Origin of the sequence: Oceanobacillus sp. CFH 90083 (assembly GCF_009389585.1) — a bacterium.
Taxonomy (GTDB): Bacteria; Bacillota; Bacilli; order Bacillales; family Amphibacillaceae; genus Oceanobacillus.
This window is the reverse complement of the sequence record NZ_VIYG01000001.1, coordinates 124,379-140,337: the sequence shown is the minus strand read 5'-3', so window position 1 is coordinate 140,337 and position 15,959 is coordinate 124,379. Positions and strand designations below refer to the sequence as shown.

The window sequence follows — 15,959 nt, the reverse complement described above, 5'->3', positions numbered from 1 at the left end:
AATTAGAGTTGATATGAGGAGTGAAATACAAATGAGTGAAGCACAGAAGCTATTAGTTGTAGATGACGAAGAAAGAATTCGGCGTTTAATAAAAATGTACTTGGAAAAAGAAGATTTTGAAATAGATGAAGCAGCCGATGGAAAAACGGCTTTAGAAATGGCTTTGCAAAATAATTACAGTGCGATTATTTTGGATATTATGATGCCGGAAATGGACGGTATTGAAGTTTGTGAAGAGCTGAAAAAAGAAAAGGATACGCCAGTTATTATGCTGACGGCACGCGGAGAAGAATCGAACCGTGTACAGGGCTTTGAAGTAGGGGCAGATGATTATATTGTGAAACCATTCAGCCCGAGAGAAGCTGTATTGCGGGTGAAAGCAATTTTACGCCGGGTTTCCAACTTAAATTATCATCAGTCAGATACGACTGCCAAAAACTTATTAGTATTTCCGCATTTAACCATTGATCATGATGGACACCGGGTTACAGCCGATAATCAGGAGGTCAGCTTAACACCAAAAGAATATGAGCTGCTTTGTTTTTTAGCAAATTCACCGGATAAAGTATTTAATCGTGAGCAATTATTAAAAGAAGTGTGGCAGTATGAATTCTTCGGCGACCTTCGTACCGTAGACACGCATGTTAAACGATTACGCGAAAAATTAAATTCTGTTTCCCCGCAAGCAGCGAAAATGATTGTAACTGTCTGGGGCATTGGCTATAAGTTTGAGGTTGAACACGACTGATGTTTTGGAAAAGTGTTGTAGGAAAATTATCATTAACGATTCTGTTATTAGTCTCTTTTGTTTTAAGTGTTTTAATGTTTTTTTTAATGCAGTTCTTTGAAAACTACCATATACAAGAAGCTGAAAATGACATGACACAAATGTCCGAGAAAATATCTTCATTGGTTGATTCGGATTATGATTTGGAATTTATTGAGGATGCCACGGAGGTACTGAGAGATCCTACCAGCCGCGTAGTCATTTATTATTCAGGAGAAGAGCAATGGATTTCTAACACCGAAGATACAGACTTGGATTTTATCGATGCTTCATGGATGTTAAATGATACAGAAGCACAGGAGCTGCTGGGGCAAATCACATCACAAGGCTCTCAAGGCTTAGTTGTAGATAATAATGAAATAATTTCCGTAGGCTCCCCTCTAGAAAATGGAGGGGCTGTGTTTGTGTTTAAATCTTTGGATATGATTAATGAAACAAGAGATCAAACAACAAAGCTGATCTTGCTGAGTGGCGGGATTGCAATTCTGCTAACAACATTTTTTGCTGTATTTTTATCATCGCGAATTACTGCACCATTAATGAAAATGCGGGAAGCAGCTTATAATCTGACCCGTGGCGAATTTAACACCAAAGTACCTGTTTTAACACGTGATGAAATTGGTGATTTAGCAATAGAATTTAATCGGATGGGCAGTCAGCTCAATTATCATATTCAGGCCTTAAGGCAGGAGAAAGAACAATTATCAAGTATTGTCAGCTCAATGGCAGATGGTGTATTTACACTGAATAGGGATGGTGAAATTGTTGTCATCAATCCGCCTGCAGAAGCTTATTTGGATAACTGGAACTATGAACATAATCAGGACGAAGAGACAAAAAGGCAGCTTCCGACTGAGCTCAAGGATGCGCTTAATAAAGTAATTGCCGAAGAAAGGGCTGTTTTAAAGGAATCGGTTGTACAAGGCAGAAACTATGTAATGCTTGTTACGCCTTTATATGACGAATCGCATGTCCGGGGCTGTGTCGCTGTTGTTCGTGATATGACAGAGGAACGCCGGCTTGATAAACTGCGAAAAGACTTTATCGCAAATGTTTCGCATGAATTACGTACACCTATTTCCATGCTGCAGGGCTATAGTGAGGCAATTGTCGATGATATTGCCGAAACAAAGGAAGATAAGAATGAGCTGGCTAAGATTATTTATGAAGAATCTCTCCGGATGGGCAGACTTGTCAATGAGTTACTTGATTTAGCCAGAATGGAAGCAGGTCAAATCCAGCTCCATATGGATTCTGTTGCTGTTCAGGCATTTGTAGAGCGTATTGTTCATAAGTTCCAAGGACTTGCCGCGGAAAATGAAGTAGAGCTTTCTTTAACGTTAGATATGCAGGAACAAATTGGTGAAATGGATCCAGATCGAATCGAGCAGGTATTAACCAATTTAATTGATAATGCACTCCGTCATTCAAGGAAAGGCGGAAAAGTGAAAGTATATGCACTTAGTAATTCCGATTTCCTTCATATAGAAGTGGAGGACAATGGCAGCGGTATCCCTGAAGAAGATCTGCCATTTGTTTTTGAACGCTTTTACAAAGCAGATAAGTCACGAGTGAAGAAAGAGAAGCAAGGAACGGGATTAGGGTTAGCTATTGCCCGAAATATCATTGAAGCACACCAAGGGAAAATTCAGGTTAGAAGTAAGCTTGATATTGGTACAACCTTTAGTTTTGAAGTACCTATGAAACATTCCTAAAAAATGATAGTTATGATAATATAAGGATATATAAAACTTAGCCTGTCAGCGAAGCAGGCTTTCTTCACGGTAAAAGGGATTTGATTATGAAGGGAGATTAAAAATGAAGAAGTGGTTGAAATTTTTAGGTATTATGCTCTTATCTTTTGTTTTTATGGCAGCCTGCGGTAACAATGAAGAAGAAAATGAAAATTCGAATACTACTGTCAGCACCAATGAATCAAGCGGAAACGATCAGGAGCTTGCTGAAGATGAAGTACGTTTAACGATAACGATTGATGAGGGAAGTCAGTATGTATCAGAACAAGTTGTTCAGGTGGAAGAAGGAGACATTCTTTTAGATGTGCTGAAGGATGCTTTCTATGTTGAAGAAGACAGCGGGTTCATTACTTCTATCGAGCGGGTATCAGATGATGCTAATGAAGGAAAGTATTGGATGTACTCTGTAAATGGTGAAGCTGCACAGGTTGGAGCTGGAGAATATGAGCTGAATGGCGGCGAGGAAATTATCTTTGATTTGCAAACAATGGAATAAAAGATGAACCTATACAAGCTGACATTATTGGCGCTGCTCGCAGCTCTGGCTGTCATCGGCAGATATGCGTTTCAATTTATCCCTAATGTCCAGCCCATTACAGCAGTTATTATTTTAACAGGGATTTTTCTTGGTTCGTTGTCATCTGTTATTCTGGGAATTTTAGTTGTATTTCTTTCAAATATGCTGCTTGGAATGGGAATCTGGACTATCTGGCAAATACTTGCATGGTGTATTATCGGTTTAACAGCAGGAATCATAGGAAGTGTATGGAAAAAGGTTCCATTCCTTTTTATTATCCTTTTTGCTGTGTTCAGCGGTTATTTTTATGGATTTATCATTTCCTTGACGACATACCAGATAACAGGGCACTTTTGGCCGTATTATTTGGCCGGTCTTCCTTTTGATACAGCACATGCCATTGGTAACGCTGTATTTACCTTTCTTTTATATCCATTACTTCATACACTGCTGCAAAGGTATGCCAAAGGTAAATTTCGTATGATGTAAGTAGTAAGTATGAAAAAAAGCTGCGAATCCGCTCATTATCATATGAATTCGCAGCTTTCTTCATAAACACTGAAAAAGAGCCCTTATTCACTCCGTATGTTTTTTATAAGCCTTAATCCTCAAATATATATACAATCCATTATTCATGATATACTTTTCCTTGAAAATAAAATCAATCTTTACGATATGAAAATTTTCCTTTTTCATATATAAAAATAGGAGTTTAACGAATGTCTAAATTTTTAACCTACGAAGAAATCCTGCTCAAATGCGAGGAAATAAATACAACATATGAAATTAATCAAAAGCGCTTCGATAAAATAGTTGATTGTATACTAGATAATGAAGAAATATCAGCCGATCATAAAATCGCAGAAGCATTTGCCCAATTATTGAAGGCAGTAAGTGAAGAAATCAGCGAGATGGAAACAACAGCTGAGCTTGTGCCGACATGTCAGATGGGCTGTGCTTTTTGCTGTTATTTTCCTATTGTTACAAATAAAATGGAAGCAGCGCTTATAAAAGATGCTATTTCAAAAATGCCTGCGGATAGGAGGCATTTTATTGAAAATCACCTTGTTCAATACTATCAAACTTATGAGGAAAAGGTTGAACGGCTGGGCAGGATCGATTGGGCTTCTGATTCAGATGCAAAATATAGATACAAAAAAGAAAATCTCCCCTGCCCATTCCTGAACTTGGAGACAAATGCCTGCATGATTTATGAAGTGCGCCCATTGCCGTGCAGAACCTATGTGAACTATACGGACCCTAAAGTTTGCTCGGCTAATGTCATGCCGAAAGAAACGATCAGCTATGAATTCTTGTATCAGGAATATATGGGAGCTATCAATGAATTATTACAGTATCTGTATGAAAATGAAAAGATAGAAAAAATCGATTACCCTGGTGATTTATATCAGGAAGATTTATTAATAAATTGGATGAAAAAAATTAACCAATAGCTGTCTTTTGCAAGGATATTTCAGACGAATGGTGGTGACCGGATGCTTTTCCGAGGAATTCTTATCGATTGTTTTCAAAAAATAAATCAGGAGCGTACGTCTTCCAGTATTTACAACCTGTTAATTGGAAAAAAAGCTATTCAGACGATACAGGATGCAAGATTTTATCATATGGGTAATTATTATGGCATTTATCCTGGCTTAACAAAAGCAGAATATCTTCAGCAGCTTCAACAATTACTAAAGTTGGATTATTTACTGGAAGCGGATGGTGAGGAGCAAAAGCTACAAATCACAGAAAAGGGAAAAGCTTGGCTCACATCTTATAAAGAAAGCCTTGACGGCTTTTACGGATCGAAATACAAAAATATGCTGGAGCCTTTTAAACAGCGGTTACTGCTTTTTATTCAGACTTTCACGAATACGGCCAAGAATCATTATCGATTTATTCCCATCACAGATAATCATGATATTGAGCGATTTATTAAAGACTTTTACACACAATATAAGCACCGCTCAACAGAGGTACTGCAACAGCTATATAAGGAGCTGGAACAGGCGTTATCCGGGCTGTCTGATCTGGAAGCTTCCATGTTTGTGGATCGCATCACGAGCTACTATTCCTATGGGAGCAGTTTGCAGCAGCTTTCACAAGATTACCGGCTTTCGATTCCGGATTGCTACCTGACTTTACAAAAGTCATTTTATCATTTGCTAAATGTACAAACGAACAGTGAAAATTATCCAATACTCAAGCTTTTTACGAAACATTTACACACTGCTGAAACACCTTTAAGTCAAACTGCACAATTTACGCTTCGTTTATTGCAAAAGCAGCACTCTCTTGAAGAAATTATGAAAATTCGCCGATTAAAGGCAAATACAATACAGGATCATCTCGTAGAAATTGCTATGCATGAGGATGAATTTCCTTTTTTTGATTATTTAGATTCTGCAATTTATGAAGAAATTAAAACAGCCGTATATAATAAACAGACCTATCGTTTAAAAGAAATTAAAAATCATGTCCATCCAGAAATCAGTTACTTTCAAATTCGTTTGGCATTGATCCTGTACAAGAAGTAGGAGGTAAGAATAATGCTTTTAGAAGAAGCATTGAATCATTATTTTCATTATGATTTTTTTCGTGAAGGGCAGAAGGAAATCATTTCTGATGTCCTGCAGGGAAAGGATGTACTCGGTGTATTGCCGACAGGCTCCGGAAAATCAATCTGCTATCAGCTTCCTGCAAAACTGCTGGATGGCATAACCGTTGTTGTATCTCCGTTAATATCTCTAATGATTGATCAGGTAAAGGAATTAAAAGCGGCTGGCTTTAAAGAAGTCATTGCATTAAACAGTTTTCTACCTTTTCAGGAGCAGCAGAGAGTTCTAAAAAGTTTGGATGCGTTCCGGCTTATCTATGTTTCACCAGAGTGGCTGCAAAAAAGAAGCCATCAAAATTATTTGCAGCAGCTGCCCATTAAACTATTTGTGGTGGATGAAGCTCATTGTATATCACAATGGGGACATGAGTTTCGCCCAGATTATCAGCGGCTGCATGAAGGAATAGAAGCTTTAGGTAACCCCCCAGTGTTAGCACTAAGTGCCACAGCAACTCCAGATGTGCAGGCGGATATTTTGCAAAGCTTGCATAAGCCGAATATGAAAAAGCATATCTATCCAATGGATCGGGAAAATATCGCTTTTTGTGTGGAAGAAGTGGAAAATGACCAAGAAAAATTAGAGCGTATTGTAGGAATTACAAAATATTATTTCGTTCCCGCGTTAATTTATTTTACTAGCAGACAGGCTGCTGAAGAGGTTGCTCTGTCCCTTGCTGCCAAGCTCCCGGATCGAAAAATTGCTTATTACCATGGCGGCATGGAAGCAACGGAACGCCTGCGAATTCAGCAGCAGTTTATGAATAATCAAATAGATATCATTTGCTGTACAAGCGCCTTTGGAATGGGAATCAATAAGCCGGATATCAGACTGGTCGTTCACTATCACCTTCCGTTGCAGGTGGAATCTTATATTCAGGAGGCAGGAAGAGCCGGAAGAGACGGGAAATCAAGCGTTGGCGTTATTCTTTATCAAAAAGGGGATTTCCGTTTGTCAGCAAGCATGGTGAAAAATGAACTGCCGGCGATGGAGGAGATTGACCGTTTGATTACGATGATCTTGACCTGTCAGCATAATCATATGGATATACCACCTCCTGAACAAATGCATACACTTCTTGATCTCCAGGAGGGAGCAGTCCGGTTTATTCAAAGGCAGCTGCAAAAACATGGACTCATTCATGATAACAAGTGGATGATAGATGATGCAAAATGGCAGCAGGTTAGAGGCAGTGTGATGAATTATTTAGAAAAACGGAAGCGATATAAAAACAGCAAGCTGAATGAATTATATCAGTGGGTTCAGACAAAAGCTTGTTTGCGGAAAACACTTTACCAGTCTTTCCAGGATGAATTTAAGGAGCCTCTGGATCAATGCTGCAGTAATTGTGGTTTTGATTGGAGCAGATGGCAGCCCAAATTATCATTTCAGGCTACAGAAGCATTTCATCCTGCTGACTGGCGCAAAAAGCTTCAAAGAACCTTGAATTTAGAAGAGGCGCAAGATGAAACAGTATGATCTGATCAAGCAATTGTCCAAAAAAGAGTTAAGGATACAATTATTTCTCTCGCAAGGCTTATTTTTATTATTAGCAATTGTTTTAAGCTTTTTCCTGTTTGATTCATTTTTTGATTGGATGACGCTTTTCAAATGGAATATAAAGGAAATATTTATCTTCGGATTCTTATCTGCAGTTATTGTTGTCCTGATGGAACTAGCTATTGTATATCTAACACCAAAAACATGGTGGGATGATGGCGGGATTAACGAGCTCATATTTAAAAATCAGCCGCTCAGCTTTATATTTGTATTTACACTCACCGTAGCGATTTGTGAAGAATTTTTATTTAGAGGTGTGATTCAAACAACTTTTGGATATACATTTGCAAGTATACTTTTTGCAGTCGTTCATATACGATATTTAAAGAAACCTTTACTATTTTTTGCTGTTCTGTTGCTAAGCTTTTATATCGGCTGGGTGTACAAGCACACAGGTAATTTAATTGCCCCCATTGTCATGCATTTTTTTATTGACTTTCTACTCGGTTTAGTTATACGGTTAAAGAAATGAGGTGATGGCTTTGAGCACTAAGCAAAATGATCAAGCAGAAGCATTAAGACAAGCTGTTGAAGACGTTATAGAGCATAAATCAGAGGAAACAGAACAAGCTATGCAAGATGAAGCTGAACAACTGAATCAGGCTGCTGTTGAAATAGATATTTTAAACTTGCCTCCAAGAAACGAAGTACATAAAAGCAATAACAAAATACAGTTTAAACTAAACCTTTCTTTACTGCGCTTTATTTTTATTGTTGTTTTACTTCTGGCTCTTGCAGGTGTTATTGTTTGGATTATTTAATTTTCCGGGTAAGCATAATATGATTCAACAAACGCATAAAATGTTATAATTAATGTACAAGCAAATGAAAAAAATATACAAGAGGATGTTCAAAAAGTCCACAAATGATAAGCGGCGAACTCTTTAGTTGATATGATTTTTCCGATGGGACCAGGAGATTACTTGTTCACCGAAAAGCGTTACTCGCATATTGAAAAGCGCAGGGGAATTTCTGTTAAGTTTTCCACGTTGTGTGGACAACAAAGAAATCATCACAACATACGGGAAACACGTTTAAAAAATCATATCTCCTTGACCTTCAGAACCAATTCAGCACTTTTGAGCGCGCACTACAATAAATACATTTCATACGACCATTTTTAAAACGATACAGGCAGGTTGTGTTCATCATTTGAAAATAATGCATATATTAATATTAATACTTGTTGCAAAAGCGAAGAAGATAAGGGGGATGCAGTATGCGGATCGAACGAATTTCTACAGACCAGTTTAAAATTTTTCTGACGTTCGATGATCTTATAGAAAGAGGGTTTACCCGTGAGGACTTATGGCATGATGCATCTAATGTTCGTACGCTGTTCAGTGATATGATGTATGAAGCAAGCAGTGAGCTGGGAATGGAGTTTGAAGGAATGCTACTTGTTCAGGTACATCTCATGCAAGCTCAAGGAATGCATATTTTTGTTACGCATCAATATGACGATGCTGATATAGAAATAGATGATGAATACATTGAGATGAAAGTGACACTTGATGAAAGCAAGGAGCTTATTTTCTCATTTGATGATTTTGAAGATGTTATTTCAGTAGCAGGTTATTTATCGAATATGCAATTCAAAGAATCAAATGTATATTTTCTGGAAAATCGCTATTTTATGACGCTGGACCCTGACGTGCATACGGTCAGCCATAAAGAAAATATTATTGGACTGATGTCTGAATTTGCTCATCCAAGCATATTAACCTCACATCGTTTACAGGAGTACGGTAAGGTTATTTTTGAAAAAGATGCTATCTCTAAAATTAATCATTATTTTGCTTCATAACAGAGGATATTTAAAAAGAAGAAACAAAGGATGATCCAGGAATATTGTTTGAATAAAATCTTACTATCAGCCGATCACCTCTTTCATTGCATATTTTGTATGAAAGTGTATACTAATTCTTGAATGAGTAAAACATTGTATAATGGTAGGGGGTAAATATGAATGGCAGGCGATAAAGCAGGAGATGCTTCCCAAGAACAAAAACAAGAAAATACAGACGTGTTAAATTCAACGTTATCTATTGTGGAAACCGCATTAAATAAACTTGGTTACCCTGAAGAAGTATTTGATTTATTAAAAGATCCTTTGCGTATGCTTACAGTCCGTATCCCAGTCCGTATGGATGATGGAAAGGTGAAAGTTTTTACCGGCTACAGAGCACAGCATAATGACGCTATTGGACCAACCAAAGGAGGAATCCGCTTCCATCCGGATGTTACCGAAACAGAAGTGAAAGCACTTTCAATCTGGATGAGCTTAAAAGCCGGTATTGTCGATTTGCCTTATGGAGGAGCAAAAGGCGGAATAATCTGTGACCCGAGAGAAATGTCTTTTAGAGAGTTGGAAGCGCTGAGCCGCGGTTATGTTCGGGCTGTAAGTCAGATCGTTGGTCCAACAAAGGACATTCCTGCTCCAGATGTATTTACGAATTCACAAATCATGGCATGGATGATGGATGAATACAGTAAAATTGATAAATTAAATAATCCTGGTTTCATTACTGGAAAACCAATTGTTCTTGGCGGTTCTCACGGCAGAGAATCTGCTACGGCTAAAGGGGTAACCATTGCTTTATATGAAGCAGCGAAAAAGAAAGGCATCGATATCAAGGGTGCCCGCGTCGTTATTCAGGGGTTCGGAAATGCAGGAAGTTTCTTATCTAAATTTCTGCATGATGCCGGTGCGAAAGTTGTCGCAATTTCTGATGCATATGGAGCTTTACATGACCCGAAAGGCTTAGATATTGATTATTTGCTGGATCGCCGGGATAGCTTCGGAACAGTAACAAAGCTATTCGATAAAACGATTACCAATAAAGAATTATTTGAGCTCGATTGTGATATTATTGTTCCAGCTGCAGTCGAAAATCAAATTACAAGGGATAACGCTCATAATATCAAAGCATCCATCATTGTAGAGGCAGCAAATGGACCAACTACAATGGAAGCCACTAAAATTCTTACAGAAAGAGATATTCTGATTGTGCCGGACGTTCTGGCATCCGCAGGCGGAGTTACTGTATCCTATTTTGAATGGGTACAGAACAATCAAGGCTTCTACTGGTCCGAAGAAGAAATCGATAGACGGTTACATGAAATCATGATTAAATCTTTTAACAACATATACAATATGGCAAAAACAAGAAAAATCGATATGCGGCTGGCAGCTTATATGGTAGGTGTAAGAAAAATGGCCGAAGCATCCCGTTTTCGGGGCTGGGTTTAATAAAACGTATCGCTTTTTACGCTTGAGTCAGGATACAGCGTAAAAAGAAGGTCACATACTAATAGCTAAAGAAACAAATAAAAAACTCTTCGATACCAAGAGTTTTTTATTTATTTAAGTCTTCTTAAAGCACGTGAATATCCTATTTAAAGAAGATAACCTTTTGTATTTGCCATGCAGTAAGCTTCGTTGTACGATAGATATTGATAAATTAACATGAGACTCTAAGAAAAAAGCGATTGATTTACGAATCGAAAGTGAAGGAATCGTTTTTCCAGGCGATGAACGAAGGAAGGATAAGAAATGCTAAACGAAAAGATTATTATTATTGGAGCTGGTCCATGTGGAATGGCATGTGCATTAGAGCTTCAGAAAAAAGGGGAACATCCATTATTAATTGAAAAAGGAAATGTCGTTCAAACAATTAGTAACTTTCCAACACACCAAACATTCTTTAGTTCAAGTGAACGTTTAGAAATTGGGGGCATTCCTTTTATTTCTGAAAATCAAAAACCAGTGCGGAACCAGGCAATGGTCTATTATCGGGAAGTTGCTGAGCGAAATGAACTGCGCATAAATGCGTTCGAAAAATTAGTATATCTGGAAAAGGATGGAGACCTTTTTTTCTTAAGAACGGTGAAGAGCAACGGCGATGAGAAGGAATATTGTGCTGAAAAAGTAATTATGGCGACAGGATATTATGATCAGCCAAATTATTTAGATATTCCGGGAGAATCATTGCCAAAGGTAACCCATTATTTTAAAGAAGCACATGAATATTTTAATCAAAGGGTTGCCGTTATTGGCGGTAAAAATTCTTCCGTAGATGCGACGCTGGAGTTGCATAAAGCAGGGGCGCATGTCACAGTGATTTATCGCGGCGATGGTTATTCAGAGAGTATTAAACCATGGATTCTGCCCGAATTCGAATCACTTATTCGAAATGGAAAAGTAGAGATGGTTTTTAAAGCATCCGTTACTGAGATAACAGATACACATCTTACTTATAAAAAAGATGGGCAGGAGAAAACGATAGAAAATGATTTTGTCTTTGCAATGACAGGCTATCGTCCAGATTACAGCTTATTAAAGCAAGCTGGTGTAGAAATAAACCTCGAAAATGGCAAGCCAGTTCATGATGAGAACACGATGGAAACGAATGTGAAGAACCTGTACATCGCAGGTGTTGTGGCTGCCGGGTATGATAATAACAAAGTATTTATTGAAAACGGCCGTTTTCATGGCGAACAAATTGCTGCATCTATTTTCTCTTAAAGTGCTTGCTCAAAAAATACGATGAAAGAAAGTAATTTTGAGCTATACGTGAGAGGTTCTGTACCTCTCACGATAAAATATAATCAGTATTTTCATGTCGATATACATAACTAATAAAAAAGAAGGTAATTACATGAACAAGGTCTTGATGATTGCAACAGGCGGCACGATTGCAAGTGATGAAAATGAAAAAAGCGGTAAATTAGCTTCAGGTGTTCTGACTGGAGAAGATATTATTGAAAAATGTGATATTCCAGACAATATACAGGTAACAGTGGATTCTTTCTTTCAAAAGGCAAGTATGCATTTAAATTTTTCGGATTTAATACAAATCAAAGAAAAGTTAGACGAATACTTAAATAAAGAAGCTTTTGATGGTATTGTTATTACACAAGGAACGGATACATTGGAAGAAGCTTCTTATTTTATGCATCTTATTTCAAACTATAACATCCCAATTGTATTTACTGGATCACAGCGTTCTCCTAAGGAAGTAGGTACAGATTCCTTTATTAATATTAAAAATGCTGTCCTGGCAGCTTGCAGTGAGGATTTAAAGGATGTTGGCGTGACGGTTGTATTCAATGAGCGTATTTTCCATTCCCGCTATGTTCGCAAAGAGCATGCTTCCAATATTCAAGGCTTTAATGCGTTTGGTTATGGTTATTTAGGTATCATTGATAATAATACTGTGCGCGTATTTCAAAAGCCGACATACCGTGAGCATTTGGAGTTAAAAAAAGAGCTTCCGACCGTAGATATTATCAAAGTATATATGGACGCTGATGGAAAATATATTCAAGCAGCAATAGACAGCGGCATAGATGGTCTTATCTTGGAAGGTGTCGGCAGAGGACAAGTATCGCGGACAATGATGCCTGCTATTAAAGAATGCATCCGGCAAGGAATAAAAGTAGTGATTACGACCTCGGCTGTAGAAGGAGAGGTTTATCCTACCTATGATTATGAAGGAAGCACGTACGATTTAATGGAAAATGGTGTTCTTTTAGGAAAAGATTATGATAGTAAAAAAGCAAGAATAAAGCTTCTTGTTGGACTGGCAAGTAATGTGGAATTAGAACACTTATTTGATATGTAACTAAGAAGAGGAGTAAGAATCAATGATAGCTGCTCTATCTGCTGGTATAGCCCCTGCTGTAGCTTTTATGACTTTTATTTATTTACGTGACCGCATCACAGAACCGCTTTGGCTGATAACGCGGATGTTTATTACTGGTGCTTTAATTGTGCTGCCGATTATGTTTATTCAGTACGGCATTCAGGCTGAGCTGACCAATATCCCAATTGTTGCAGAAGCCTTTCTTTTTAGCGCATTTTTAGAAGAGTTCTTCAAGTGGTTTATGTTCATGTTCCTAATTTATCAGCATGAGGAATTTGATAACCACTATGATGGAATAGTCTATGCCAGTGCTATCAGTCTCGGGTTTGCTTCCTTGGAAAATGTATTTTATTTATTATCAAATGGAGTTGAGCTGGCATGGATGCGTGCGCTGTATCCCGTCTCCTCGCATGCTCTTTTTGGTATTATTATGGGATATTATTTAGGAAAGGCGAAAATGCAATCAAAATACAGACGCACGTACTTAACCATCGCATTTATACTGCCATGTTTATTACATGGCATCTATAACTACATATTACTTGCATTCAATCAATTTATTATTATCTTATCGCTATTTTTAGCTGTTGTCTGGATTTTTGCAATTTATCGATTAAAGCATGCCAGAATGTATGATATTCGGTTTCTCCCGGAGCAAATACATAAAGAAAAGGAATAAAAGCTGACGAAAAAATCCGTCAGCTTTTTTTTGATAAAAAAACGGTAAATACATTAGCTGGAGAGATACAAAAGATATTCACTAATAGTAATTGATTTGATTTTCATTGTTTATGAATAAAAAGTAGAATTGCACAAAAAATAGGCTTAGTTAAAAATTTCTCTAATCCCCTCTTTCATCCATTGATTTCACATGCAGGGAGGAAAGGGGGGCAATAGAGAAGAAAATGGAGGCATAAGTATGAAAAGACATCACAAGCCCATGGTTTATACCTTAACATTTTTGGTATTACTATCTGGATTTATGTTTACGAAACCTGAACAGACAAGCGCATTTAGTGATCAGGTGATCCAACAGGGAGCAGTTGGCGAGGACGTTATTGAATTACAAGCCAGACTGAAGCATATTGGTTTTTATAATGGCAAAATTGATGGTGTGTTTGGCTGGGGGACTTACTGGGCTTTAAGAAATTTCCAATATGAATTCGGAATGGAAATCGATGGGCTGGCCGGACAAACAACGAAGGATAAGCTCACACAGGTAACAAATTATGATAGAGAAAAAGTGCAGCAGGAAATGTATGGCACTGCTCCATCAGGTGGAAACAATGGAGGTGGAGAAAGTACGCCGACCAGCTCGGTAAATGTTCCTCAAGGGTATTCTAATAATGATATTCAACTAATGGCAAACGCGGTTTATGGGGAAGCAAGGGGAGAACCTTATGAAGGACAAGTAGCGGTTGCAGCGGTTATCCTCAATCGATTAAATAGTCCGTTATTTCCTGACACAGTATCCGGAGTTATTTTTGAACCGAGAGCATTTACTGCAGTTGCAGATGGACAGATATGGCTGGAACCCAATGAAAGAGCAAAAGAAGCAGTGCTTGATGCCATTAACGGCTGGGATCCTTCCGGCAACGCACTTTATTATTTCAATCCGGATACGGCAACCTCCGGATGGATTTGGACAAGACCACAGATTAAAACGATTGGAAAACATATATTCTGCAGTTAGAAAGGTGTGAACACTAATGTATCGTTGGATTACAATTGCATTATTAACAGTAGCCCTTATTTCCGTATCCATCTGGGGCTATTATACAAATCAGCAAAAAAATGATTTATATGTACAGGCAGAAAATGAATATCAAAGATCCTTCCATGAGCTTACCTATCACATGGATGTATTAAATGATCAAATAGCAACTTCCTTAGCAATGAATTCACCGGAAAAATTGTCACCGCAGTTTGTTGATATTTGGCGAATCAGTTCCAATGCGCATGCGAATGCTGGTGAATTGCCAATGGGGCTATTGCCGATTCATAAGACAGAGCAATTTTTATCAGAATTAGGTGATTTCACTTATCAGACAGCGATTCGCAACCTGGATGATGATCCTTTGACAGAGGAAGAAACTGCGCAATTGGAAGAATTCTATCAGCAGTCAGGAGAGATAAGAGATGAGCTTAGGCAGGCGCAGCATCTTTCCTTGAACAATGGAATGAAATGGATGGATGTGGAACAGGCGCTATTAAACACAGACGATGCCAAGGATAACGAGATTGTCAATAGCTTCCAGGCTGTAGAAGATTCTTTTGACAGCTTTACGGAAGGTGCTCCGGAAGACACTTCGATCGGTACAAGAACGAAGGATCATTCCTATAAAAATGTAACAGGTGATGACCTTACAGAAGAAGAGGCGCTAGAGGAGGCGGCAAACATTTTTGGTAAAGAAAATGAACCAGATTGGACAATTACAACATCTGGTGATGGCGCATTAACACCAATGTACAGTATTTCCTATGAGGAAAATGGGGAACGGGGTTATGCAGATTTAACAGTGAAAGGCGGGCATCCGCTTAACTTGCTTGTTTCCAGGGAGATAGGCGAAAAGCAAGTAAGCTTGAATGAAGGCTATGAAATTGCAGCGGACTATCTTTCGGAGCTTGGATTTGATGAAATGGAGCTTTTCCAAAGTAGTGAATACGACCAGATTGGTGTATACTCCTTCCTTTATGAAGATAATGGCGTTCGCGTTTTCTCGGATGCTGTTGAGGTAAAAGTAGCTCTGGATAATGGTGATATTACAGGGCTGACCGCAAATAATTATTTTAAAAATCATGTTGAACGCGATATACCGGATCCTGCTATTACAGAGGAAGAAGCCCGTGATGCAGTGAATCAGGGAGTTACTATCCAAGAGAGTCATTTAGCGATTATTGATGATAGTCAGGGAGAAGAGATGCTCACTTATGAATTTTTAGGAACACGGGATGATGCGACATACAGGATATTTATTAATGCAGAGACAGGAGCAGAAGAAAGAATCGAAAAAATGACAGATGCTGAAATTAATTACGACTCTGTGATATAAGAGAACATTAAAAAATGCCTTC

16 protein-coding genes are annotated in these 15,959 nt (G+C 38.1%); all 16 read left to right on the top strand.

All coding sequences use genetic code 11. From position 1 onward, the window contains the following. Positions 1–31 precede the first annotated feature (31 nt). Entirely contained in the window at positions 32–748 is a 717-nt protein-coding gene (locus FLK20_RS00755) for a response regulator transcription factor (RefSeq protein WP_152654650.1), read from the top strand. Beyond that, on the top strand, positions 748–2,502 hold the full coding sequence (locus FLK20_RS00750; RefSeq protein WP_152654649.1) for an ATP-binding protein: 1,755 nt from the start codon (positions 748–750) through the stop codon (positions 2,500–2,502). Before FLK20_RS00755 ends, FLK20_RS00750 begins: the two co-directional genes overlap by 1 nt. Before the next feature lie 103 nt (positions 2,503–2,605). Continuing rightward, the gene (locus FLK20_RS00745; RefSeq protein ID WP_152654648.1) at positions 2,606–3,037 is read left to right on the top strand and encodes a DUF4430 domain-containing protein; all 432 of its coding nucleotides are present in this window, start codon (positions 2,606–2,608) and stop codon (positions 3,035–3,037) included. Between the two features lie 3 nt (positions 3,038–3,040). Next, positions 3,041–3,547 (top strand): ECF transporter S component, encoded by a 507-nt coding sequence (locus FLK20_RS00740; RefSeq protein ID WP_152654647.1) that lies wholly within the window; start codon positions 3,041–3,043, stop codon positions 3,545–3,547. 230 nt (positions 3,548–3,777) lie between these two features. Further along, complete coding sequence (locus tag FLK20_RS00735; protein WP_152654646.1) at positions 3,778–4,512, top strand: YkgJ family cysteine cluster protein; 735 nt, start codon at positions 3,778–3,780, stop codon at positions 4,510–4,512. 42 nt (positions 4,513–4,554) lie between these two features. Next, positions 4,555–5,598 (top strand): YpbB family protein, encoded by a 1,044-nt coding sequence (locus FLK20_RS00730; protein ID WP_152654645.1) that lies wholly within the window; start codon positions 4,555–4,557, stop codon positions 5,596–5,598. Between the two features lie 12 nt (positions 5,599–5,610). Next, positions 5,611–7,155, top strand: a complete 1,545-nt coding sequence (locus FLK20_RS00725) for a RecQ family ATP-dependent DNA helicase (RefSeq protein ID WP_152654644.1) — start codon at positions 5,611–5,613, stop codon at positions 7,153–7,155. Then, positions 7,142–7,708: a CPBP family intramembrane glutamic endopeptidase gene (locus tag FLK20_RS00720; RefSeq protein WP_152654643.1), complete on the top strand. Its 567-nt coding sequence runs from the start codon at positions 7,142–7,144 to the stop codon at positions 7,706–7,708. The genes FLK20_RS00725 and FLK20_RS00720 overlap by 14 nt, the downstream gene beginning before the upstream one ends. A 10-nt stretch (positions 7,709–7,718) precedes the next feature. Further along, complete coding sequence (locus FLK20_RS00715) at positions 7,719–7,997, top strand: hypothetical protein (RefSeq protein WP_152654642.1); 279 nt, start codon at positions 7,719–7,721, stop codon at positions 7,995–7,997. Positions 7,998–8,455: 458 nt separating this feature from the next. Continuing rightward, positions 8,456–9,043 carry a genetic competence negative regulator gene (locus FLK20_RS00710; protein WP_152654641.1) on the top strand — a complete coding sequence of 196 codons (588 nt, stop codon included), beginning with the start codon at positions 8,456–8,458 and terminating at the stop codon, positions 9,041–9,043. 162 nt (positions 9,044–9,205) lie between these two features. After that, on the top strand, positions 9,206–10,489 hold the full coding sequence (locus FLK20_RS00705) for a Glu/Leu/Phe/Val family dehydrogenase (RefSeq protein WP_152654640.1): 1,284 nt from the start codon (positions 9,206–9,208) through the stop codon (positions 10,487–10,489). Positions 10,490–10,792: 303 nt separating this feature from the next. Then, complete coding sequence (locus FLK20_RS00700) at positions 10,793–11,764, top strand: YpdA family putative bacillithiol disulfide reductase (RefSeq protein WP_152654639.1); 972 nt, start codon at positions 10,793–10,795, stop codon at positions 11,762–11,764. 133 nt (positions 11,765–11,897) lie between these two features. Further along, positions 11,898–12,863: an asparaginase gene (locus FLK20_RS00695; protein WP_152654638.1), complete on the top strand. Its 966-nt coding sequence runs from the start codon at positions 11,898–11,900 to the stop codon at positions 12,861–12,863. 22 nt (positions 12,864–12,885) lie between these two features. After that, positions 12,886–13,563, top strand: coding sequence for a glutamic-type intramembrane protease PrsW (gene prsW / locus FLK20_RS00690; RefSeq protein ID WP_152654637.1), 678 nt, complete (start codon positions 12,886–12,888; stop codon positions 13,561–13,563). 303 nt (positions 13,564–13,866) lie between these two features. Beyond that, entirely contained in the window at positions 13,867–14,577 is a 711-nt protein-coding gene (gene sleB, locus FLK20_RS00685) for a spore cortex-lytic enzyme (RefSeq protein WP_227994822.1), read from the top strand. A gap of 16 nt (positions 14,578–14,593) precedes the next feature. After that, on the top strand, positions 14,594–15,937 hold the full coding sequence (ypeB, locus tag FLK20_RS00680) for a germination protein YpeB (RefSeq protein WP_152654635.1): 1,344 nt from the start codon (positions 14,594–14,596) through the stop codon (positions 15,935–15,937). Positions 15,938–15,959 lie beyond the last annotated feature (22 nt).

Coding starts and splice junctions, on each gene's coding strand:
- FLK20_RS00755 (WP_152654650.1), top strand. CDS start 32: ATGAGTGAAGCACAGAAGCTATTAGTTGTAGATGACGAAGAAAGAATT.
- FLK20_RS00750 (WP_152654649.1), top strand. CDS start 748: ATGTTTTGGAAAAGTGTTGTAGGAAAATTATCATTAACGATTCTGTTA.
- FLK20_RS00745 (WP_152654648.1), top strand. CDS start 2,606: ATGAAGAAGTGGTTGAAATTTTTAGGTATTATGCTCTTATCTTTTGTT.
- FLK20_RS00740 (WP_152654647.1), top strand. CDS start 3,041: ATGAACCTATACAAGCTGACATTATTGGCGCTGCTCGCAGCTCTGGCT.
- FLK20_RS00735 (WP_152654646.1), top strand. CDS start 3,778: ATGTCTAAATTTTTAACCTACGAAGAAATCCTGCTCAAATGCGAGGAA.
- FLK20_RS00730 (WP_152654645.1), top strand. CDS start 4,555: ATGCTTTTCCGAGGAATTCTTATCGATTGTTTTCAAAAAATAAATCAG.
- FLK20_RS00725 (WP_152654644.1), top strand. CDS start 5,611: ATGCTTTTAGAAGAAGCATTGAATCATTATTTTCATTATGATTTTTTT.
- FLK20_RS00720 (WP_152654643.1), top strand. CDS start 7,142: ATGAAACAGTATGATCTGATCAAGCAATTGTCCAAAAAAGAGTTAAGG.
- FLK20_RS00710 (WP_152654641.1), top strand. CDS start 8,456: ATGCGGATCGAACGAATTTCTACAGACCAGTTTAAAATTTTTCTGACG.
- FLK20_RS00705 (WP_152654640.1), top strand. CDS start 9,206: ATGGCAGGCGATAAAGCAGGAGATGCTTCCCAAGAACAAAAACAAGAA.
- FLK20_RS00700 (WP_152654639.1), top strand. CDS start 10,793: ATGCTAAACGAAAAGATTATTATTATTGGAGCTGGTCCATGTGGAATG.
- FLK20_RS00695 (WP_152654638.1), top strand. CDS start 11,898: ATGAACAAGGTCTTGATGATTGCAACAGGCGGCACGATTGCAAGTGAT.
- prsW (WP_152654637.1), top strand. CDS start 12,886: ATGATAGCTGCTCTATCTGCTGGTATAGCCCCTGCTGTAGCTTTTATG.
- sleB (WP_227994822.1), top strand. CDS start 13,867: ATGTTTACGAAACCTGAACAGACAAGCGCATTTAGTGATCAGGTGATC.
- ypeB (WP_152654635.1), top strand. CDS start 14,594: ATGTATCGTTGGATTACAATTGCATTATTAACAGTAGCCCTTATTTCC.